This is a genomic window from uncultured Sulfuricurvum sp., from assembly GCF_937936435.1.
Lineage (GTDB): Bacteria > Campylobacterota > Campylobacteria > Campylobacterales > Sulfurimonadaceae > Sulfuricurvum.
This window is the reverse complement of sequence record NZ_CALDDG010000132.1, coordinates 1-22,102: the sequence shown is the minus strand read 5'-3', so window position 1 is coordinate 22,102 and position 22,102 is coordinate 1. Positions and strand designations below refer to the sequence as shown.

The window sequence follows — 22,102 nt, the reverse complement described above, 5'->3', positions numbered from 1 at the left end:
GATTTTTATCTATTGAGAGCACAAATGCCGGTTCATCGAGACGGGATGTGGAATATAGGTCCAATCCGGGCAAAATATCTGATTCTGGCCATTGGTGCATATCCCAAGATTTTGCCGATCGAGTATGTAGGACTGCGCGGGATATGGGGGCATCGTATCGATATCGAGACGTCAACGCATCTTCCCTGTATCCTGCATCATCATGTTTCGATCTCTCCGACGACCAAAGAGGGAAGAGTTGCCATCGGAGCGACCCACGATGTCCACTACTCACCGTTTTCCGGAAAGCCTTATGACCTAGATCACGGAAGAGCCGTATTGTTGGAGAAAGCCTCTAAAACATTAAAATTAAGTAATATTAATATTTTACATGATTACACGGGACTACGATCGGGATCAAACGATTATCTGCCGATGTTAGGTCCATTGGTCGATGCGGATGCGACGTTGGAACATTTTCCCCATCTGCGCCACGGCCAGCCGGTTAATCCGTCTGAATATATTTTTTATCCGAATCTACTGATGATTAACGGTTCGGGAGGATACGGGTTTGTACTCGCCCCTTATCTGGCAAAACGCCTTAAAGAATATCTCATAGACGCTAAAGAGATCGAGCCGATTCTCTCTCCCTCCCGATTCTTTCCACGCTGGGCAAAACGGCGATCATAATTATTTGAAAAATTCGGTGACATCGACATCAAGCGCTTTGGCGATCTTATAAAGATGTTCTAGATTGAATCGCCGGTCTTTGGCGGAATTTTCGGCATTCGCATAAAAAGCTGCAGATTTTTGCCCTATCATCAATGCTAATGCCAGTTGTGTGACCCCTTTTTCTAAACGGATTCGTTTTACATTGGCTGCAATCCGTTTGATAAACTCTTGAACCTCCTCATCGTCCGCTACACATAAATTCTTAAATATACTCATAGATTATCCTTATTATAAGAGTTAGCTTAAGAATACTTTAAATTATAGTTCGTTAATATCCATGAATCAATGTTCTATAGATTGTCAATCTATAAATAAATAGTCTATAGATTAATATATCTGAATCCTCAACACAATGTCATACATCTAATCACACGTATGTCCACAATTTTATATATACAAGGTCTATTCATGTTCGGGAAAAATAAAACATCATTTACGGATAAACTGAATGAATTGGAAGAAGAAAACGGCTATTTGAAACAAACATTAAAAGAAATCGAAATACATAATTCTCTTCTGATGGAACAAACGACTAAAGAGGAACAACAGATCCAAGCGGCTTCTCTTAAGGAAGAATTGATTGAATTGCTTTTATCGGGTTGTACGAACAATATCCCTATTATTCAAAAAGATTTTTCGGGAAGTGTCGAACAGCTTCATATAATGCAGCACCATGCAAAAAACTCATCGTTAGGGTCTCGGGAGAGTCTATCGGCTATTTCGGATAATCTTCAAAAACTTATGGCATCAATTACCGAATCTACAGGCGGTGTTCAAAGACTTACCAGCGGGATTAGTGATGTTTCTTCCCTCATGATGCTTATTAATGATATTGCCGATCAAACGAATCTACTGGCGCTCAATGCCGCTATTGAAGCGGCACGTGCCGGAGAACACGGACGGGGTTTTGCCGTAGTGGCAGATGAAGTGCGAAAGCTTGCGGAACGGACTCAAAAAGCGACAAAAGAGGTAGAAATAACGATTAATGCGTTAAAACAAGAGTCTGCGGCGATTCGAGATTCTTCCGAATCCATGATCGCAATAGCACGGGAATCGGAAAGATTAACAAACAGTTTCGAAGCAACGCTTCAAAGCTTTGCCGATGATGGCGAAAAAATGGCATTATCTATTGACCATATGTTGGATAATACTTTTATCGGATTGGTCAAATTGGATCATTTGCTTTTTAAAACGAATGCATATATCGCAGTCATGAATAACAGTACATCAACCCATTTTGCCGATCATCATGAGTGTAGATTAGGTCAATGGTATGATTACGGAATCGGTAAAGAACGTTTTTCTCATACGCAAAGTTATAAAAGTCTGATTCAGCCGCATACACAGGTACACTATCATATAATCGATGCGGTTGAATGCATTAAAAGTGGCTTACCTACCGAATCAGCAAAAATCATCAATGACTTCAAATCCGCCGAAACAGCAAGCAAAGAATTATTTAGCCTATTAGACCAATTGCCGTTGGAGCGCTGAGAGATGGGCACTTCACATCTTCTGGAAAATTTTGACCCTATGGAAATCATCGTCAATTCTACCGGGGCATTAGTATATGTTATTGATTTGCATACATATGAAATCCTGTATGTTAATAATCAATGTATTGAAGAATTCGGTAATGTCGTCGGAAAAACCTGCTTTAAAGTATTGCAAAAAAATCAAGAAATCCCGTGTACCTTTTGTCCGATACATCAATCTGCCGATCCGACGGTACATCCTGTCGGTGCCACTTTCGAGTGGGAAAACCACAATACGCTCAACAATCGGCACTATTTGTTCAATGATCGGATAATCCGATGGAAAAACGGTACGCTTGCCAAAGTCCAGGTCGGTATCGACATCACCGAACAAAAAAAATTAGAGCTCGAGGTATTAAACGAAAGAGATGAATCAATCCGTTCATTCGAAGCATTGAGCAATTCGACCATTGAAGGTCTTATCATTTATGATGATTATAAAAAATGCGTCCGGGTCAATACCGTTGCACCTAAACTTTTAGGATACGATATTGGTGAAATGATCGGAAAAAATGCATTGGATTTTGTTGCTCCGCAATCTCACGATCTCGTAAAACGTGTTATTCATAATGAAAACCAAGAGCCTTACGAAGCGTACATGCTTCGTAAAGACGGAAGTACCTTTCCGGCTATCTTGCGAGGACGCGATTGTGTTTTGGGCGGGAAAAATATCAGAGTTTCCGCCGTGATGGATATTTCCGATATCAAAGAGAAAGAAAAAAAGATCGTCAAATTAGCCTATTACGACGCTTTGACAGAATTGCCGAATCGTGCATTGCTTCAGGAATATTTGCATCGAATGATCAAACAAAATGATAGGCATAATTATTACGGCGGTATATTTTTTATCGATTTGGACCATTTCAAAGCGATTAACGACACAAAAGGGCATCAGGCGGGCGATTTGGTACTCATCGAAACGGCCAAGCGGATATGCAGCGTCACGCGTCAAAGCGATGCAATATCACGTATGGGCGGTGATGAGTTCGTCGTCTTAGTGAATACATATAAGACAGATAGAGATACCGCCATCGATCATATCAGTGTAATAGCGGAGAAAATTTTGGCGGAATTGCAAAAGCCGTATCTGATAATGGAGCATGATTTTCGGCTAAGTGCCAGTATCGGGATAGCACTTTTTATGAATGACGAGCATTCGGTAGATGATTTGATGAAATATGCCGACAGCGCAATGTACAATGCCAAAGCTAACGGACGCAATACCTTCAAATTTTTTGATCCCGAACTTCAAAAGATCATTGAAAACAAAGCCTATATGATCGATCGGCTCCGTAAAGCGATTGAAAATAAATCGATGGCTCTGTATTATCAGAGTCAGGTGTTGGTTAATCGGGATGAACAAATTATAGGAGTCGAAGCATTGCTCCGATGGAACGATCCCGATCACGGGCTGGTTTCACCGGGAAGTTTCATTCCGATGGCCGAAGAGAGCGGACTGATCATTCCGCTGGGGGAATGGATTCTGCGCGAGGCGGTCAAACAGCTGAAAGTCTGGGAAAACGATCCGATCAAGCACTCTTGGCGCATCTCCGTCAACGTCAGCTACAAGCAGTTTGAAAAAGAGAATTTTGTGGATATGGTAGAGTCGATTATCGACGAATATGATGTTATTGCAGAACAATTACGTCTTGAATTGACAGAAAGCTTGTTAATAAAAAATACGAATGAAGCATTAATAAAAATCAATCGTCTGAAAAATATGGGGTTAAGCCTCTCTATCGACGACTTCGGAACAGGGTATTCGTCATTGTCGTATCTCAAACAACTTCCGATCGATGAATTGAAAATCGATCAGTCGTTTGTCCGTGATCTAACAACCGATGAAAACGACGTTATCATTGTCGAAACGATCATTTCCATCGGTCAGAAATTTGGCTTGGAAGTTATTGCAGAAGGGGTTGAAACACGCGAACAGTATGAAAAACTGGTCGAACTCGGATGTGAAAATTTTCAAGGGTATCTTTTCGGCAGACCGACATTGCCGTTGATGCTGTAATTCAAAAATCAGTCGTAGACAACCATTCCGTAATTGTTATCGATTCGGTAAAAACGTGCGTCCGGCGTAATGATTAATTCATCCAGTCGTGCAAGATGGACATAGCTGTTTTTCTCTATTTTAATACCGTTTTCAAGAAAAAAACGTTTTATATTGACAAATTTAATATCGTTGACAAATTTGTATTCAAATTGATTGTAGAGGCGCATTTTTTTGTAGCTGAAAATATGATTGTCGATGCCGAGCTGTGTTGCGGCGTATTGGGTCGGAAGATAACCTGAAAGATCGGTCAGATTTTCTTCGATATGGGCATATTTGGCGGGAAGGGTATTTTTTTCGAGAAAAACGTATCGATTGAGTTTGATATGACGGCTGTTATTCCAATATTGATAAGCGGGAGATGAGATATCGAGTTTGGTATAAATCTCTTTCCAGAGCCAATGTTTATCAAGAACGGAATAGAGTGCAGACATAACAGACTCCTATTCGTCGTACTCAGAGTTAAGTGCGAGACGTTTTGCATACATGAAACGTTGTTTATAGTATCCCTTATCGATTGAATCGTACTGTACTTTTTTTGCCGCATATGAGGCGTGAATGATTTGTCCGTTTCCGGCATAAATCGCAACATGAGACGGATCGGATTTGTAGGTGCGGTAGAAGAGGAGATCGCCGACTTGTAAATCGTTCGGATCGACGTTTTCACCTAGCTGTGCTTGTTCGGCTGCGCTATGCGGCAGCGATACGCCGAATTGCTGATACACTTGCCGCGTAAAACCGGAACAATCGGTTTTATCGCCGTCTTTTCCGCCGAAACCGTAAGGAGTTCCTAAAAACTCTTTGGCTTTACTCAATAATTTCTCTTTCACATTGCTCAAATGTTTGATAATGCTTTTATGCGGCTGATCGCTCTCAGAATCGGCAGGCACAGGATCAGGACAGGTTGTAGCAGATGCGATCGGAGCCGTTTTTTTGACGATGATATATGGATTTGCATCTTTACCGATATCATCGTTGTCATAAAGCGGTTTTTTGGATACGGGTTCATTCATCGTGACCGCATTGACGACAGGAACGGTCGGCGGAGTCGGTTTGGATACGGAAGTAATTGTAGGATGTTTGGAAAACGGATTTTCATCGTTTTTAAGAGAATCATTGTTTTTTTTGAGTTCTCTTTCGTATTCAAGAAGTAAAGAAGGTTCACGCCTTTGCGATTCGGCTTGAGCGTTGAATGTCAATAAAATGAGGGGTATGAGTGTCCACTTTACCGTCATTACGCCTCCTAAAATTTCTTTTCTTGACCTATTATAGAATATAAAGCTTTAGTTTTTTTTATAATACTAAAATTTAACGCTTCGTTATGGTACACTTTCTCAAAAAACAGACGGATAACAAGCGACATGAAAGAAGCGATCGTACTACTCAATATGGGGGGTCCCAACAATCTCAACGAGGTTGAGATTTTTTTACATAATATGTTTAACGACCCTTATATAATACGGACGAAAAGCAAACTCCTGCGCCGATTAATCGCTGCGATAATCACTTTTTCACGCACGGAAAAGTCACAGGAGATATATCGGCAAATTGGCGGGAAATCTCCACTGGTCGATTATACCCGTTCATTGTGTGCGAAATTGCAAGATGAAGTAGGAGCGGATGTCACGGTGGATTTTGTGATGCGTTATACTCCCCCCATGGCAGAAGAGGTGTGCGGCAGGCTTAAAGAGATGGGAATCGAGAAAGTTTATTTGATCCCTCTGTATCCGCAATACTCGAGTACGACGACCCAATCTTCTCTCGATGATTTCGAGGCAACGGCCCATCGTATCGGGTGGAATGCCATTATGAGCGAGATCAAACATTTTTTTGCCGATCCGAATTACAACCGATGTGTTCTGGAACGGATCAAAGAGGCGATAGGCGACGCAAAAAGCGAAGAGTTCGATCTCGTGTTTTCGGCACACGGACTTCCCCAAAAAATCGTCGATGAGGGTGATCCGTATCAACGCCATGTTATCGCCCATGTTGAGATCCTGAAATCGCTGATGCAAGAAGAGGGTATCGCCTTTAATGCGATACATTTGGCTTATCAGTCCAAAGTGGGTCCTATGAAATGGCTGGAGCCGTCTTTAGAAACAATGCTCCGAAGTATTTCATCTAAAAAAGTGCTTATTTTTCCGATAGCGTTTACGATCGATAATTCGGAGACCGATTACGAACTCAGCATGGAATATGCCGAAATCGCTCATGAACTGGGGTATCGGGATTATCGTGTTTGCCTATGTCCGAACGACCATTCGCTATTTGTTAAAACATTAAGCGAACTGTATACAAAAATGAAATGACAATGAAAAAAATTGCACTTTTTGATATGGACGGCACACTGATCGATTCAGGGTTGGATATTACCCTCTCGATCAACTATGTACGTGGCGTACATTACACACTTCCTCCTTTGGAGGTACAAGAAGTGGTCGATGCCATTAATGCACCCACTCGCAATCTTGCATCGGTTTTTTACGGTACGCAGCTTTATGAAAAGAGTGCCAAAGCGATTTTTGAAGAGCATTATTACGATCAATGTATCCGAAACGTGCGTGCGTATGACGGGGTGGCTGAACTGTTGAAAATTCTGGACGATGAAGGCGTCGTTATGGGGGTGGCAACGAATGCTCCGAGTACGTTTGCCAAACGGATGTTGCACCATTTGAATCTGGACCGATATTTCCATCTCATTGTCGGTGCTGACAATGTAGAGACACCGAAACCTCATCCGCAGATGCTCCATACGCACCTCGATTATCATACCTATCGAAACGGTACGGATCGTGCTTGGATGATCGGAGATAATATCAAAGATATCGAAGCGGCACGCAGCGCCGGTATCGAGAGTATATTTGCCGGATGGGGATTCAGCCGTGAAGGTGCAGGGGATCATGTCGCTTCCAAACCCGAAGAGCTGATAGAGATTATTTTGTAAAAAAAGGGAGTGTATGATCAGCGTTGATTTACTTGCAGTCATTATTGTTATGTCTTTGTTGTTTTTGCGGCATGTTTCAGTTTACAAAGACCCCAATAAGATCAACTATACTCCGGTAGTATTGGCATTAGGGATCGTCGGCGCACTGCTCCATTTTACCGTATACGCAACTACGATTTCAGATACTGCGGTCATAAAAGAGTCTTTATTGGCTCTAAGCGTCGGGGCGGTCCTTTCTGCCATTATGAGCGTGATGAGTCAAAGTATTTCGACGATGAACGCGTATGAAGAGCGTATCCGTTTATCCGGCATGGTAGATGATATCGCTCTTTTGAACGGATCGATTACCGCTTTGAACAGTCGTCTCGATGTCGTCGCCCAGATGGAGAGTACGACGCACGATCAGCTTCATTCAGTTTTCAAAGAAGAGATCGATGCGTTGAATGTGATTCAGTCCAATCAAAAACTGTTCGTTTCTAAAATCGAGTCTTTGCTGGCGCAACAGCAAAGTGCGACCGAAAAGTTCGAAGAGTTTACCCTTAGCGAACTTCCGAGTCTGGACAATGTCGTCCATCGTCATATCGATCTGCTTCGGGTTGCGGAGCAAGATCATTTCAATCAACTTAAAAATGTAGTCCGATCCAGCTGCGACGAACAAAAAGAGGTAGAAGCACAGCTTAAATCGATACACGAAGAGCTCAAAGAGATTTCTCGCCATCAGCAGCCCGAACATACGATCAGTATACTTCAAAAAGAGCTGGATCGCATTATCCATGATTTCGCCCACCATTTGCAAACTATCGGCGGTAAAAGCGAGTCGATAGTGACCGCTTTGCTCGAAAACGATGCACTTTTGAGAGGATCGCGTGAACAAAGCGAGCTTATCATGCAGCAAATGGTTCTCTCCTCCAAACAGATGCGTGAAATCACCTCACAATCCAAAGAACTCTCGGACACTCTTAAGCCTCTCAGCCGTTTGTTTGTTTCCGCCGAAACCCTGCACGAAGAGTTTATGAATGCCAAAGGCAAACTCGCGGAGCTTATCGTCACGCTCGAATCGTATGAACGTCAGGAATATCGCTCTATTCGTCAAAGTCTGGAAGAGGTGGCATCTGAAGTGACTGCTCAGTTGCAGCTTTTATCCCATACGCTGCGCCAAAAAGAATCCTCGCCGCTAATCGATACGAAAAACGTACAGGAATTGGCAAGTAAAGTGAAACTTCAAAAAAGCTACTTGGGAGAAAACCAAGAATAAAGACCCTATAATTCCAAAAAAATAAGGGACAAGAAATGATAGAGTTTTATGAGCTTTTGGATGACGAAAATACCCCTTATCGATGCGATGTGGAACTGGATTTGATCGAAGAGGCTCCGCAGGAAGAGCGGCCGTGGCTTTTATGGCTGTTTGTCAAAGCCGATGCCGTAAACGAACGGATCGAAGCGTTCAGTGAAGATTTATACGCGACGTTTTTGAATTCTTTAGATGCGCTCTTTGCCGGACGGATTATGAAAGAGGGATGGGCAGAATACTATTTTTATGCACCGAACGCCAAACGCTTTGAAAATATCAGTACCGAGGTCATGAACCGTCACGGAGGATTTGCATACGAACGCGGATCATCCAAAGATACGAAATGGGAGATGTATACCGACAATCTCTATCCCGACGCCTATGGCTTGCTGGGGATACAAAATCGCCATACGATTGAGGCTTTGGTCGAAGCAGGGGATGATCTGAATATCTCCAGAGAAGTAGAACATTATCTCTTTTTCCAGACAAAAAGTTCGATGGAACGGGCTGTGACTCAACTGGCATCTCACGGCTTTTCACTAAAAGAGTATGTGCACGATGATGAAAGCGATTATGCTTATGGCGCCGTTTTGATAAAAAATGAATCGGTGCTTCCGGCAGCGGTAGAAGAGACGACGACGTCGCTGTATGAATCGGCGATTCAGGAACACGGTTATTATGAGGGTTGGAGTACGGTTCTGGGCAAATGAAAAGCATCTGGAATATCAAGGGGATTTTCCCGTATACAGTTGCGTTATTTCTAAACGCTTTTACCGATTTGGGACATAAAATTATTATCCAGAACACGGTTTTTAAAATCTATGACGATCAGACACAGATTATTTACACGGCAGTATTGAACGCATTCATTCTTCTCCCTTTTATTTTTCTTTTTACCCCCTCCGGATATCTCTCCCAGCGTTTTTCAAAAACTGCAATCATGCGATACGGCGCGTCGGCGGCCGTTTTGATTACTCTTATGATCACCTACAGTTATTATCAGGGATGGTTCTGGGGCGCTTTTGGGTTAACCTTTATTTTGGCGGCACAAAGTGCGATTTATTCTCCGGCCAAATACGGGTATATCAAAGAGATCGCGGGAGAGAAGGATTTCGCCCCCTTAAACGCATTGGTTCAGTCGGTGACGACGGTCGCTATTCTTGGAGGGATTATCGCGTATACGGTTATGTTTGAAAAATCACTCTCTGCCGATTATGAAAACGAGGCCGATATACTGCGTCAGATCGCTCCGCTGGGATGGCTTTTGGTTGCCGGAAGCGCGATTGAGTTTTGGATGACCCTTCGATTGAGCGACTTTCATCGAAACAGTGTCTATAAATTTAATATTAAAAAATATCTTTCGGGGTATTCATTGCGAAAAAATTGGATGATGCTCCGTCGAAATCGGGAAATTTTTGAGGCTATCGTATTTCTTTCCCTATTTTGGTCGATTTCGCAGGTGATATTGGCATCGTTCGGAGCCTATGCCAAATCGACGCTCCATATCGAAAATACGATTGTGATTCAGGGATTAATGGCTTTAGCGGCATTCGGGATTATTATCGGTTCGGTATTGACATCTCGGTTTTCACGTCATTATCTCCATAAAGGCTCTATTGTTGCCGGTGCGGTAGTGATGACGATGATGCTGATCGTTTTACCGAATACGACGAGTTTGACGTTGATCGCCTTTTCCTTCTTCGGATTTGGTATCGGCGGGGCGATGATGATCGTGGCCCTCAACGCATTAATCCAAAACAAGACGCCGCGTCCCCATTTAGCCTATATCTTGGCGGGCAATAATTGGATTCAAAATATTTTTATGACCCTTTTTCTGGGACTTACGACCCTTTTCGCGTATGCGGGATGGGAGCCGTTAATTATCTTTTACACCATGATCGGAGTGTCGGCAATTTTAGCCCTGGCGGCATTTGTACGCTATAAAGAGTATTTTATCTGGCTCATTTTTGAAAAATTATTGGCTCTGCGTTACGACATCGTACCGATGCAGACCCATAATGTCCCTCCTACCGGGGCGGTATTGATGCTTGGAAACCATATCAGCTGGTTGGACTGGATATTGGTACAGATCGGGGTCGAACGGCGGATTCGCTATCTGATGGAGCGCTCTATCTATGAAAAAGCTCTGATCCGTCCTATCATGGAACTCGGTAAAGTGATCCCGATATCCCAAAAAGGGGCAAAACAGGCTTTTCAAAATGCCCAAAAAGAGCTTTCCGATCATCAAATCGTCGGTCTGTTTCCTGAGGGGAACATCAGCTATGACGGCGAGATCGGGAAAATTTATCCGGGATATCAAAAAATTGCGGCGAATTCCCAGGGGGTAATCGTGCCGTTTTACATTGACGGGATTTACGGCAGTGTTTTTTCACGCGCTTCAAAACGGCATACACCTCGTAAAACATGGTTTCGGCGGACGGTTCGGATCATTTACGGCGAACCTTTGCCTCTTGATAGTGAACCGCAAACCGTGTATGATGCTATTGTTCATTTAAAGGAGCACTATGGCGCTTAATAAGCCCGAATATACACTTTTTAAAAATACCCGTTACGCATTGAACGGCCTTATCGAAGTATCACGTAATGAAAAATCGTTTCAACTTCAAATCGTTTTATTTGTCGTTGGGATGGTGATCGCATGGAGTTTGCCGATAGCTTTTAAATATCATGCCATCTTATCCGTCTCGTTGTTTATCCCGATGATGGCCGAGATTATTAACAGTGCCGTAGAACGGACGGTCGATCTGGTGACGTTTGATCATCATGAGTTGGCTAAGCGGGCAAAAGATGCGGGAGCCGCATTGGTCTTCGTCTCCCTGTCGATGTTGGCATTTATCTGGGCTCTGACTCTGTATGCGGCCTTTTTCCTGTAACAATTTCGTAAGAGATTTTCACCTATAATTACACTATCTTTTTTTTAGGGGTTTTGCCATGGCAACTGCACTTATTATCGGCGCCGGCGGAGTAGGGCGCGTCGTAGCACACAAATGTGTTATGAACAAAGATGTATTCGATCGTATCATCTTGGCAAGCCGCAGCATCGGGCGCTGCGAAGAGATTCAAAGCGAACTTCCATCAGGTGCTCTCGAGATCACGACGGTTGATGCGGATAATACCGATGAAGTGATCGCTCTGATCCAAAAATACACCCCCGATATTTTGATTAATGTTGCCCTTCCGTATCAGGATTTGGCGATTATGGACGCGTGTATCGCAACGAAAACCGCTTATTTGGATACGGCGAATTACGAACATCCGGATGAAGCGAAATTTGAGTATAAACTTCAATGGGCTCGTAACGAGAAGTTCAAAGAGGCCGGAATCATGGGATTACTCGGAAGCGGATTCGATCCGGGTGCGACCAATGTGTTTTGCGCGTATGCTCAAAAACATTATTTCGACGAAATCCATACGATCGATATCCTCGACTGTAACGCGGGCGATCACGGTTATCCGTTTGCAACCAACTTCAACCCTGAGATCAATCTACGCGAAGTAAGTGCAAAAGGGCGTTACTGGGAGAACGGAGAGTGGATCGAAACGGCACCGATGGAGATCATGCAAGTCTGGGATTATCCCGAAGTAGGACCTAAAGACAGTTATTTACTCTATCATGAAGAGATGGAATCATTGGTCAAACATATCAAAGGGCTTAAGCGCATCCGTTTCTTCATGACGTTCGGGCAAAGCTACCTGACCCATATGAAATGCCTTGAAAACGTCGGTATGCTCGGAATCGAGCCGGTAGAACATCACGGGATGAAGATCGTACCGATCGAATTTCTAAAAACCTTGCTCCCTGACCCGGCGTCATTGGGTCCTCGAACCAAAGGTAAAACCAATATCGGTATTGTCGCAGAAGGTCTCAAAGACGGCAAAAAACGCCGCATCTATATCTATCAGGTCAAAGATCACGAAGAGTGCTACGCCGAAGTTAAATCACAAGGGGTCTCGTACACTACGGGAGTACCTGCCGTTATCGGCGCGAAATTGATGGTACAGGGCATCTGGAACGGCCAAGGGGTATTTAATATGGAACAGCTCGATCCGGATCCGTTCATGGATGAGATGAATACCCAAGGGCTTCCTTGGAACGTTATCGAGATGGACGTTTAACGAAACAAAACGCTCGTATATCCGACGACGCGGGTACTATCCCCGCTCGCATCGGCACTGGTACGATAATCGAGAATGATACTTTCTAGGTGTTTGTCTTTTGCGACATCCAGCATCGCTTCCACTCCAATTATCCCGCATGCCTCACATCCGTTTTGTAATATTCCCACATCTTCTTTTTGAATAGCATCGAGACAAATCGAATCAAGTCTATTCGCATGTTCAAGCGAGTAATAATGGCTTAAGTCGGTACTGATAACGACGGCAATGCCGTGAAGTTTTAAAAGATAGCTGATGATCGGTTTGATTTGTGCCGGTTCGGCATAGGAGTAGACCATTTCGACTACTTTCGCATGGGGCAGATAATGTTTGATAAAAGGCATCTGCACTTCGGTACTGTGTTCGTGATGGGCTTGGATTAGATTGGAGATGGGAAAGCGGTTCATTAAATCTTCGACCAAAGGAAGATTGATCGTCAAATCACCAAGCGGAGTTTGGAAATACTCCATATCGGAGATACTGATTCCCTGAAATCCTACACGATGAGACGGACCGATGACGACGAGGGTATCGGGAGTGTTGTTTGCCAGCACCCGAAACGCAATATTGGCAGTAAATCCGGAGTACATCCAGCCCGCATGCGGAACTATTATCGCGTTGCCTGTGAGAGCATTTAGCTGCTGCAACGTGTCGGGATGCGATTCCAAAATCGAATTGAAACGTTCGATCATTTCGAGAACCGATGAAGATTCTGCCGGATAGAAGCTGCCGGCAACGCTTGTAAGACGATGACTCATTTCCACACCCCTTCTATGGTTCGGTTGCAATGCGGACAGCGGCCATCGTTTAGATAAAAATGGGTGATTTGATAGCCGTGCCGTTCTATCAGAAGTGTATCACACTCGGGACAACGGGTTTGTGCCGCCAAAGGGACATTACCCATATAGACGTAATAGAGCCCTGCCTCTTTTCCGAATTGATATGCCTTTTGCAATGTTTTGATTGGTGTAGGCGGAGTATCGAGCATCTTGTAATCGGGATGAAAGGCGCTAATATGCCATGGTACGTGTTTGCCCAGTTCGTTTGCGATAAATTCGGCCATTGAACGCAGTTCCGCGTCGCTGTCGTTATGTCCGGGAACGATCAGTGTCGTAACTTCTACCCAGATACCGAGCCTCACCATCGCTTTGAGTGTTTGTTGTACCCCTTCCAGAGAAGCCTTTAGAATCTTTTTGTAGTATTCATCGTTGAAACTTTTGAGATCGATATTGGTTGCATCGAGCCATGCCGCCAGATCTTCGCTTACTTCGGGAGACTCGAATCCGCTGGAGACGAAGACGTTGCGAAGACCACGCTTTTTTGCTGCCAAACCGATATCTTTGGCATACGGATACCATACAGTCGGTTCATTGTAGGTATAACTGATGGATGCACACTCCCGATCTTTTGCGATTTGTGCAGCATCTTGGGGTAGAAGCGTGACGGAAGTATCGATATCGCTATTTTGGGAAATTTGGTAGTTTTGGCAAAACGGGCATCGGAGATTACATCCGACGGTACCGATAGAAAAGCTGGTCGTGTGGGGAAGGAAATGAAAGAGCGGTTTTTTTTCTATCGGGTCAATATTAACGGCGGAGGGATGGGCATAGACGAGACATTTTAGTTTGCCGCCTTCGTTTTGTTCGACATGACACATTCCGATTTGCCCTTCGGAGAGGGTGCAGTAGTGCTGACATAAAATACAGACGATACGTTCTTCTTTTGCACGATAGTATTCCATCTAGGCCTCCTTGATCTTCTCAACCTGATAGATATAAATATCGGGATGAAGCGTGAGAGGATCGCTGCCTATTCCCGCTTTCAGGCCCAAATGGGTAAAAAACGAGTCAAAGTCATTCAGCTCTTCCCACACTTGAGGCAAAAAGGTTGCCTGATGATTCCCAAGACGCATGATTACACCGTCGATGTTCGGACGAATAATACGGGAGAGCTCTTCGGCATCGCTATAGACGAGAGGCTGCGGATGAGTCAGAAGGGATACTTCTATGATTATCTTATCCAATTCTTCAGCATGTAAAGAGGGAAAACGAGGATCCCTAAATGCTGCAGCTGCGGCATTTTCGATGATATCATCCAATAATGAACGATGAGCGATTATCGATCCGATACATCCGCGTAAATGATTGTTAATCGTTAACGTAACAAAGACGGCTCCGGGTTCACCCAATGCAGGATCTTTTCCGACCAGTGCGTCTTTGTCGATAAAAACAGGTGAAAAATGCGATGTGATCGCATTACGGGCAATTTCTAAGTAGAGTTTAGACGTCATTCTCCATCTCCTGTAGGGATTTCAAGCAACTTTTCCCTATTTTACACGATTTTAGCATTTATTTTATTTTAAAAATGAGGTAAGATTGTACGATATAGAGTATAAGAAATTGTTCTAAAGATAAGAGAATGGATAGACGAGCATTTTTGGCTATGGCTGCGGTGTGCAGCTCTACTGTCGTATTCGGGAGAATTGAAGAGTTTCTACCGAATTATCTTTCAACGATGAAAGCTCCGTCGGTTGTCGGAACATTACTGGATAAACTGACAGCGGTTCAAAATTTTGTCGGATACGTTCGATTCAATACGATCAGTTTCGACGAAATGCTAAAAATCGCAGCTCGTTGCAACAAACCTTTGACACCGGACGAGATCGGATATATTGAGACGATTTTTTATGGTGATCCCCGCCGATACGGCTTTTATGGAGAGCGCACGGTTCCGAAATTGACGGCGGTTACTCCTGAAAAAGAGCTTGTGTATATTAAAAAAACAGGGCATTTTCTTCTCAAAGGCGCTGCCATCGAGAAATATGAAACGATAAAAAAAATGATCGGTAAAGAAGTCATTTTGACTTCCGGCGTCCGCGCTCCGGTCAAACAGATGCACCTGTTTTTAAAAAAAATGGTGAGTGAAGGGGGAGATTTGCGTCTGACATCGACCAGTATTGCTCCTCCCGGCTTTACATTTCACAGCATCGGCGATTTTGATATCGGTAAAGTGGGCTACGGTGCAGCTAATTTTACGGAACGGTTTCAGGAGACGGATGTTTTTAAAAAGTTGTATGACGGAGGATATATTTCGATTCGCTATACCAACAACAACCCTTACGGAGTCCGGTATGAACCGTGGCATATCAAGGTAACGGGCGGTAATGAAACTGCGTGAAAAAATCGGAAAGAAGAGGGGTGAAAAAGGCGGTAAGCCTTTTTCGGATGGAATCAAACCGCTCCGAAAGAGAGTTTTCCTTCGCGTTGCATCGCTTTGATTTCATCGAATGTTTTTTCCGGTACGCGTAAGTTGCTGCGTTTGATCTCTTTGCACACTTCGTCGATTTTTTCTTTATCGGACATTTTTTTCAAATCCCCTTTAGAGAGGTCGGCAAGTTCGAGCAAATCGTTCCATACCGAGCTTTCATCCAATGAAAACGCATTGAATGTAATCCCTTCGTGAACGAATTGACCTTTTCCGTAAATATCTGGGATAAAGAGGAGGTATTTTCCGTCCGGAGTTAAAAACTCTTTGTATTTTGCGAAAAAACCTTCGAAAAGGTTCAAAGACGGAACTTCACATGCTAAAAAGTCGATAGTGTCATTGTTTGTTGCAAGGATGACTTGTTTTACGATATCTTTTGGCGGAAGGCTTTTGTCCGCAGTGATCACTTTACCCTCAGTTACGACAAGACATCCGCGGTATGCGTATTTGTACGCATCGGTCGGAGCGTTGTAAACGATCATCCATTCGAGTTTATTTTCAGCAATGTAATCTTTAATTGACATTTAGGTTCCTTTGGCGGTTGTATATTTACACAGTGCAGGTTTCGTTCTATGTTTTTGTACGGGTATTTGTCGTGAAATAACTCTATGCTACAATCACGCCACTAAAAACCTACGCAGGACTGGATATGAGCGCAATCGATTTTTCTCAACTTACCCATACACCGTGCTATATTTGTGAAGAAGCACTGTTGGAAAAAAATTTGCAGGTTATGGAACGTGTTCAGCGCGAATCCGGGGCAAAAATTATTTTGGCCCTGAAAGGTTTTGCGATGTGGTCGACGTTTGAGCTTGTCGGAAAATATCTGCACGGATGTACTGCCAGCGGACTGCATGAGGCGAAATTGGCCCGTGAGACAATGAATAAAGAGGTCCATACCTACTCTCCGGCGTTTAAGGACGAAGATATCGACGAAATTGCCCGAATCAGTGATGATATCGTCTTTAATTCTCCGGCGCAATTTCACCGCTATTACGAACGGGTTAAAGCGATAAATCCTAATATCTCCGTATCGCTTCGCGTTAATCCCGAATATTCATCTTCGCCCGTCGATTTGTACAATCCGTGCGGGCTTTATAGTCGATTGGGTACAACACTGAGCAATTTTGATGAATCAATCGTCTCCAAGCTCGACGGTCTTAACTTTCATGCTTTGTGCGAGCAGAATGTCGATGCACTGGAAGGGGTTCTCGAAGCATTTGAGGAAAAGTTCGGCACATATATTGATGGACTCAAGTATGTTAATTTCGGAGGAGGGCATCATATCACCCGAAGTGACTACGATGTGGATCGTCTGATCGAAGTGATCCGTGCGTTTAAAGCACGACATGACGGTATCACCGTTTATCTCGAACCGGGTGAAGCCATCGGATGGCAAACGGGACCGTTGGTAGCGTCGGTGCTTGATATCGTTCACAACGGAATGGATGTCGCAATTCTCGATACCTCTGCCGAAGCGCATATGCCCGATACCCTTGCGATGCCGTATCGCGCCATGGTACGCGGTTCGGGAGAAGCGGGAGAGAAAGCCTACACCTACCGTTTCGGCGGCAATACGTGTCTTGCCGGGGATATTATGGGGGAGTATTCGTTTGACGAACCGCTCAAAGTCGGTGATTTGATTGTATTTGAAGATCAGATCCATTATACGTTTGTCAAAAATACGACATTTAACGGAATCAAGCTTCCCTCTCTGGCCATTTGGACCAAAGAGGGAAAACTAAAAACAGTTCATGAGTTCGGTTACGAAGATTATAAGATGCGTCTTTCCTAATCGTTAGCGTTTGGTCAAAACGGTGGCCAACGCTTCGACGACGGTTTCGTATGTCTCGAAAATCGGTGCCGTTTGTTCCATAATTGTGGCAAGACTCTTTTTTTCGTAAGTATGCTTATTTTCGTGTCGGGCCAGTTCATTCGTTTTGTTGGTAATCCGGTTTTTAGCCAGCTCCAATTGAGTGTGCACACTTTTTTTGTTCTCTAACAACTCGGTATGGTGATAATTAAGCTTATTGATTTCCGATTTAAGAGCTACCGCTTCTTCGGGAGTTTTGGTCTCTTTGCTTTTAAGTTTCAGAATTGCCGTATCGTTTTCTCCGAGAGCTTCTTCGACTTCGTTAAGATGATCTAAAACGTCCTGCTTGTTATTTTTTTCGCTGTTTAGTTCTTCCTGACAAATTTCTACACGTTCATGGGCGCTGAGGATCGCCTCTTTTTGGTTTTCGATTTTAAGTTTAGCCTGCTTAAATTGCATCATGACCGAAACGATGGAGCTGTAATTCCATTTTTGCTGCTTTGAATCGACGATAGCGTATTTTTGGATTTTATTGCCGTTACTGTCGAGGACGATGTCTTCATTGAAATATTTAATAAACTTCTCGGCATTTTTATCACGTTCTTCGACAAACTGCAGAAGATTTTTGGCCGTATATACGAAGATTTGATGAAAATGCTGTCGGAGTACGTATCCGGTAAACCCTTCGATCGCATCGCGTTGGGCAGGGTCGATAATCTCCAGTAAAAGAATTTCGATCATTGTTCGAAATACGGGAATGAAGGTACGGGTGAAGGTAGCATTGTCAATGACGGCGAAATTGAGTTTTTCGGCAATTACCTCTCCTAAAATAGGTTCGATATGGTCCCATGCGCCATCCGGAAAATAGGTAGAGTACATCTCTTCCATTTTTTCCACCGATTCTCCGGCAAAACGTTTGTCGGCACCCGGCGGAAGTTTTTTGGGCGGAGTGTAGTAACGTATCGATATCCGCCCACGCAGAAAAAAGATAATGTCCCTTTCGTCCAGTTTAAAGATTTGTTCAAACTGTCGACGTGTTATTTGACGCGCCGTCTCCATCGCATCGTTCGCATCGACAAAACCGTGCATAATCCGGGTACGGATATCTTCGGGTATCGATATAAGGTAGGCTAGGGGTGAAAATTCGAATTTACGTTTGAGTATATCGATAATCAGAAGGGTATTTTTATGGAGCATCCTGTCATATGCTTCGGATTTTGAAGGATCTGTAAAATGTTTTTTAATAACGCATTTTTCAAAAGCGGCTTTGACATCGATATCCTGATAGGTTTTAGAGAAGAACTTTACCAGTGCTTTGCGAATCGAACCTTTTTTATCGTTAAACAAAGCTTCGTTCGTATCGATGTTCAGACTACCGAGCAATGCGAGATAATGATCATGGGTATAATCAAGCGCATACAAATCCGAAGGGAGAGACTCTTCTAAAATGGAGACGATATCGGAAATAATACGGGGATTCATTTATATGATCTCTTCTCGAAGTTGTTTGACGATCTCTTGTTCGCGACGTGCGATGTACTTGCTCAATTCCCCTTCTTGCTGCAATGAAGGTTCGATTTTGAAATGGTATTTATATCCCCCCTCATAAGATGACTTAAATACGAGATATCCTGTGATCTCACCGAGATTCGTAATAATGTCCGAAGGAAAAATAAGAGTTGTTTCACTGTGAGCGGGAATCGAATAGAGATGTTTGCTTGTCAGCGCGATCCCTCCTATCGAAATATCGTATAACCTGCAATGTAAAGTGAGTCCGGAATGAATGATGTTTATTGTATGCGAAGTATTGGGCTGAACCCGTACGCTTTGTCGATGAAAGAGCGATGTTTCGAGCTGATCGAAGCGGCTTAGCTCCAATAAACGTTCGCCGTCGATATAGACGGGATTGACCGAAGCGTATACATCTCCGGATAATTGATTGCTTTTTAAAAGATAAATGCCGTTTTGGAGCAGTGCGGCAGTCTCTTGGATCGGATGAGGTTTTATCGTTACGCTATGAATGTCCGTATGGACGACTTTTGCGGGATATTGGATAGGGACACCGTAATAGGTGTTGAGTACCATAATCGGCTCATGACTCTGGCGCAGACGTTCAAGTGCATCGATAAGGGTATCCTCAAAGAGAAACAGTGACTCATCGCTGATATGTCCCGCTGCAAAAGCGATAAACTGCTCGATACCCGTGGTGAAACGTATGATTTTTTCCCATCCGTTCAATTTCCCGTAGAACGATTTAATATAGTGGTTTAAGAGAATATAAAACGTATCGGTCAAAAAAAACTCGATTTGCGACGTATTTGAAAAGAGATCTCGTATTTCGTCTAAAATAGGGGGAATTTCTTTCGGTTTGGAAAAAAACAAGGCATCGAATAAATCAGTCGTAATTGCTTGAAAACGTTGTGCCGAAATCGGTTCGGCAGTGTGTTCGTTATAGGTTTTCCATGCGGCTTTGACAAAGACGGGACGAAAACCGCCTATGTCAAAACCGGTATGGGAAAGGTTGCGAAAAGGTTCAAGATTAATAGGTTTATCCATGATGAACCACATTGTCCAGAGATAAAGCCGCTTGAATCGCATTACGATAACTTAGTAGAGAGGCTTTATGGCCATAGGCAATATCAAATGCCGTACCGTGATCTACCGATGTACGGATTATCGGCAGCCCTAAAGAGATATTGACCCCTTCATCGAAATAGAGTGCTTTGAGAGGGGCAAGCCCCTGATCGTGATACATAGCCACAATTGTCTTATACCGTTCTCGGCTTCTGGATGTAAACGCGATATCCGGAACGATAGGGCCTTCGAAAATATTTTTGCCGATATGACGATTCGCTCGGGCGATCGCCGCTTCGATAAAACGCTCTTCGTCGCCAAGGACTCCGTGGTCTCCTGCATGGGGATTGAGCCCCAAAACTGCAACGGGAGAACGGGGAAACGAGGCATAAAAACGTATCAAAAAATCAAATATGCCATCGGCAGTAATATGATGAGGTACCTGAGATAGCGGGATATGTTCGGTATATAGAGCAACATAGAGCTTTTCACAGCCGAGCATCATGATCGCTTCACTCTTCAGCAGATCGCGTAAAGCATCCGTATGTCCTACATAGGGGACGTCTGCCAGCATCCATGCCTCTTTATGTATGGGTAGGGTAACGATGGCATCGACTTGTTTGGAAAGGGCGAGAGAGAGCGCTTTGAGAAAAGAATCGTAACTGTATCGGCCGCTTTGGGCGGAAACGGTTCCAGGTTGTATAGTGAATTCACCTGAAACGTCATAGGTTATAAAGTCTTCGGGCAAGTGCTCACCCAGCAGTGCAGCGGCTTGCTCTGCCATCACTGGACTGATGCAGTAGATCGGACGGCACTGCGCAGAGATTTCGCGATGCGCTCTAAGCGCTATTTCAAATCCTACGCCGTTTAAATCGCCGATACTGACTGCAACGGTTTTTATCGCTGACATAATTTTTTCATATCCCGAACGGCGGTTGCGAGACCTGTGAAAACCGATCGGGCAATAATACTTTGACCGATATTGAGTTCTTCAATCGTATCGATAGTGACGATGGAGGTGATATTCTGATAGTTCAATCCGTGGCCCGCAGCGACTTTCAGCCCGAGCGAACGTCCTAGATTGGCCGAATCGACAATATCGCCGTATGCTTTTTGGATCCGTTCATCCAGCTCATGACGCGGCAATCTAAGAGACTCGATAGCATGATGCGAATGGGGAAGGGCACTGTGACGCATCGCGTAGAGGTTAGCATAGCTTCCGGTATGCAATTCAATCCATTGCGCTCCCAAACGTTCTGAAGTTTCTACGGCCTCTATGGTCGGATCGATAAATAAAGAGACTTCGATTTCATGGGCATTGAGCTTGTTTATAGCATTTAATATGGATTCAAATTGCCCCGATACGTCAAGACCTCCTTCGGTTGTAACCTCTTCACGTTTTTCGGGGACGAGGGTCGCTCTGTGCGGACGGAGCGAACAGACAATATCGATGATCGCGGGATCGATGGAACACTCCAGATTGACGGGGAGAGGAGAAGCATCGATGATTCTTTGTGCATCCTCATCGTGGATATGCCGACGGTCTTCGCGCAAATGGATGGTAATTTGGTCCGCACCGTTTTGAGCGCATACGGCGAGGGCCATCAACGGATCGGGATCGTTGATCTTGCGTGCTTCGCGTAAAACGGCGATATGGTCGATGTTGACACCGAGTGTGATTTTAGACTTCTCTACGTGCATAAAAATCCTTTTTAAATTCAACAAACTTGCCAGCTAT

At 43.9% G+C, this 22,102-nt stretch carries 23 protein-coding genes; 12 read left to right on the top strand and 11 right to left on the bottom strand.

Translation table 11 applies throughout. The annotated features are described in order from the left end of the window. On the top strand, positions 1-669 hold a 669-nt coding region (locus Q0389_RS12675), incomplete at its 5' end, for an FAD-dependent oxidoreductase (protein WP_298694715.1). Here Q0389_RS12675 and Q0389_RS12670 read toward each other — a convergent pair. After that, complete coding sequence (locus Q0389_RS12670) at positions 670-927, bottom strand: helix-turn-helix transcriptional regulator (RefSeq protein WP_298694712.1); 258 nt, start codon at positions 925-927, stop codon at positions 670-672. A 192-nt stretch (positions 928-1,119) separates the two neighbouring features. On the opposite strand from Q0389_RS12670, the gene Q0389_RS12665 reads away from it, so the two are divergent. Further along, on the top strand, positions 1,120-2,205 hold the full coding sequence (locus Q0389_RS12665) for a methyl-accepting chemotaxis protein (protein ID WP_298694711.1): 1,086 nt from the start codon (positions 1,120-1,122) through the stop codon (positions 2,203-2,205). A 3-nt stretch (positions 2,206-2,208) separates the two neighbouring features. Beyond that, positions 2,209-4,263 (top strand): EAL domain-containing protein, encoded by a 2,055-nt coding sequence (locus Q0389_RS12660; RefSeq protein ID WP_298694709.1) that lies wholly within the window; start codon positions 2,209-2,211, stop codon positions 4,261-4,263. Between the two features lie 8 nt (positions 4,264-4,271). Here Q0389_RS12660 and Q0389_RS12655 read toward each other — a convergent pair whose 3' ends face one another. After that, positions 4,272-4,736: a hypothetical protein gene (locus tag Q0389_RS12655; RefSeq protein WP_298694706.1), complete on the bottom strand. Its 465-nt coding sequence runs from the start codon at positions 4,734-4,736 to the stop codon at positions 4,272-4,274. Between the two features lie 9 nt (positions 4,737-4,745). After that, the gene (locus tag Q0389_RS12650; RefSeq protein ID WP_298694704.1) at positions 4,746-5,537 is read right to left on the bottom strand and encodes a C40 family peptidase; all 792 of its coding nucleotides are present in this window, start codon (positions 5,535-5,537) and stop codon (positions 4,746-4,748) included. 126 nt (positions 5,538-5,663) lie between these two features. Between Q0389_RS12650 and hemH the strand changes: the two genes are divergently transcribed. Genes hemH through Q0389_RS12615 form a run of 7 tightly spaced genes read left to right on the top strand, consistent with a single transcriptional unit; the run spans position 5,664 to position 12,674 of the window. Further along, a complete protein-coding gene (gene hemH, locus Q0389_RS12645; RefSeq protein ID WP_298694702.1) occupies positions 5,664-6,611 on the top strand; it encodes a ferrochelatase in 948 nt (315 codons plus the stop codon). Positions 6,612-6,613: 2 nt separating this feature from the next. Next, positions 6,614-7,246, top strand: a complete 633-nt coding sequence (locus tag Q0389_RS12640; RefSeq protein ID WP_298694701.1) for an HAD family hydrolase — start codon at positions 6,614-6,616, stop codon at positions 7,244-7,246. 13 nt (positions 7,247-7,259) lie between these two features. Then, positions 7,260-8,501 (top strand): hypothetical protein, encoded by a 1,242-nt coding sequence (locus tag Q0389_RS12635; protein WP_298694699.1) that lies wholly within the window; start codon positions 7,260-7,262, stop codon positions 8,499-8,501. Positions 8,502-8,536: 35 nt separating this feature from the next. Next, a complete protein-coding gene (locus tag Q0389_RS12630; RefSeq protein WP_298694697.1) occupies positions 8,537-9,247 on the top strand; it encodes a DUF695 domain-containing protein in 711 nt (236 codons plus the stop codon). Further along, positions 9,244-11,073, top strand: a complete 1,830-nt coding sequence (locus Q0389_RS12625) for an MFS transporter (RefSeq protein ID WP_298694695.1) — start codon at positions 9,244-9,246, stop codon at positions 11,071-11,073. The genes Q0389_RS12630 and Q0389_RS12625 overlap by 4 nt, the downstream gene beginning before the upstream one ends. Next, positions 11,063-11,431, top strand: coding sequence for a diacylglycerol kinase (locus Q0389_RS12620; protein ID WP_298694693.1), 369 nt, complete (start codon positions 11,063-11,065; stop codon positions 11,429-11,431). Before Q0389_RS12625 ends, Q0389_RS12620 begins: the two co-directional genes overlap by 11 nt. Before the next feature lie 58 nt (positions 11,432-11,489). Next, positions 11,490-12,674, top strand: a complete 1,185-nt coding sequence (locus Q0389_RS12615) for a saccharopine dehydrogenase family protein (RefSeq protein WP_298694690.1) — start codon at positions 11,490-11,492, stop codon at positions 12,672-12,674. Here Q0389_RS12615 and amrB read toward each other — a convergent pair. The 3 genes from amrB to amrA are packed head-to-tail and all read right to left on the bottom strand — an operon-like array spanning position 12,671 to position 15,003. Next, complete coding sequence (gene amrB / locus Q0389_RS12610) at positions 12,671-13,471, bottom strand: AmmeMemoRadiSam system protein B (RefSeq protein ID WP_298694688.1); 801 nt, start codon at positions 13,469-13,471, stop codon at positions 12,671-12,673. The genes Q0389_RS12615 and amrB overlap by 4 nt on opposite strands. Beyond that, entirely contained in the window at positions 13,468-14,454 is a 987-nt protein-coding gene (gene amrS, locus Q0389_RS12605) for an AmmeMemoRadiSam system radical SAM enzyme (protein WP_298694687.1), read from the bottom strand. The genes amrB and amrS overlap by 4 nt, the downstream gene beginning before the upstream one ends. Continuing rightward, positions 14,455-15,003, bottom strand: a complete 549-nt coding sequence (gene amrA / locus Q0389_RS12600) for an AmmeMemoRadiSam system protein A (protein WP_298694686.1) — start codon at positions 15,001-15,003, stop codon at positions 14,455-14,457. A 128-nt stretch (positions 15,004-15,131) separates the two neighbouring features. Between amrA and Q0389_RS12595 the strand changes: the two genes are divergently transcribed. Next, positions 15,132-15,890 (top strand): D-alanyl-D-alanine carboxypeptidase family protein, encoded by a 759-nt coding sequence (locus Q0389_RS12595; protein WP_298694683.1) that lies wholly within the window; start codon positions 15,132-15,134, stop codon positions 15,888-15,890. 53 nt (positions 15,891-15,943) lie between these two features. Here the strand turns inward: Q0389_RS12595 and Q0389_RS12590 are convergent, their stop codons facing one another. Continuing rightward, the gene (locus Q0389_RS12590; RefSeq protein ID WP_298694680.1) at positions 15,944-16,501 is read right to left on the bottom strand and encodes a hypothetical protein; all 558 of its coding nucleotides are present in this window, start codon (positions 16,499-16,501) and stop codon (positions 15,944-15,946) included. 125 nt (positions 16,502-16,626) lie between these two features. Here Q0389_RS12590 and nspC point away from each other — a divergent pair, with 125 nt between their 5' ends. Then, positions 16,627-17,772, top strand: a complete 1,146-nt coding sequence (gene nspC, locus Q0389_RS12585) for a carboxynorspermidine decarboxylase (protein WP_298694678.1) — start codon at positions 16,627-16,629, stop codon at positions 17,770-17,772. Between the two features lie 3 nt (positions 17,773-17,775). Here nspC and Q0389_RS12580 read toward each other — a convergent pair whose 3' ends face one another. From Q0389_RS12580 to Q0389_RS12565, 4 genes are read right to left on the bottom strand one after another with little or no spacing between them, the layout of a single operon-like run. Further along, positions 17,776-19,272 carry a hypothetical protein gene (locus Q0389_RS12580; RefSeq protein ID WP_298694675.1) on the bottom strand — a complete coding sequence of 499 codons (1,497 nt, stop codon included), beginning with the start codon at positions 19,270-19,272 and terminating at the stop codon, positions 17,776-17,778. Further along, entirely contained in the window at positions 19,273-20,346 is a 1,074-nt protein-coding gene (locus tag Q0389_RS12575) for a PilZ domain-containing protein (protein WP_298694673.1), read from the bottom strand. Beyond that, entirely contained in the window at positions 20,339-21,274 is a 936-nt protein-coding gene (gene pdxA / locus Q0389_RS12570; protein ID WP_298694671.1) for a 4-hydroxythreonine-4-phosphate dehydrogenase, read from the bottom strand. Before pdxA ends, Q0389_RS12575 begins: the two co-directional genes overlap by 8 nt. Continuing rightward, complete coding sequence (locus Q0389_RS12565; RefSeq protein ID WP_298694717.1) at positions 21,262-22,044, bottom strand: pyridoxine 5'-phosphate synthase; 783 nt, start codon at positions 22,042-22,044, stop codon at positions 21,262-21,264. Before Q0389_RS12565 ends, pdxA begins: the two co-directional genes overlap by 13 nt. Positions 22,045-22,102 lie beyond the last annotated feature (58 nt).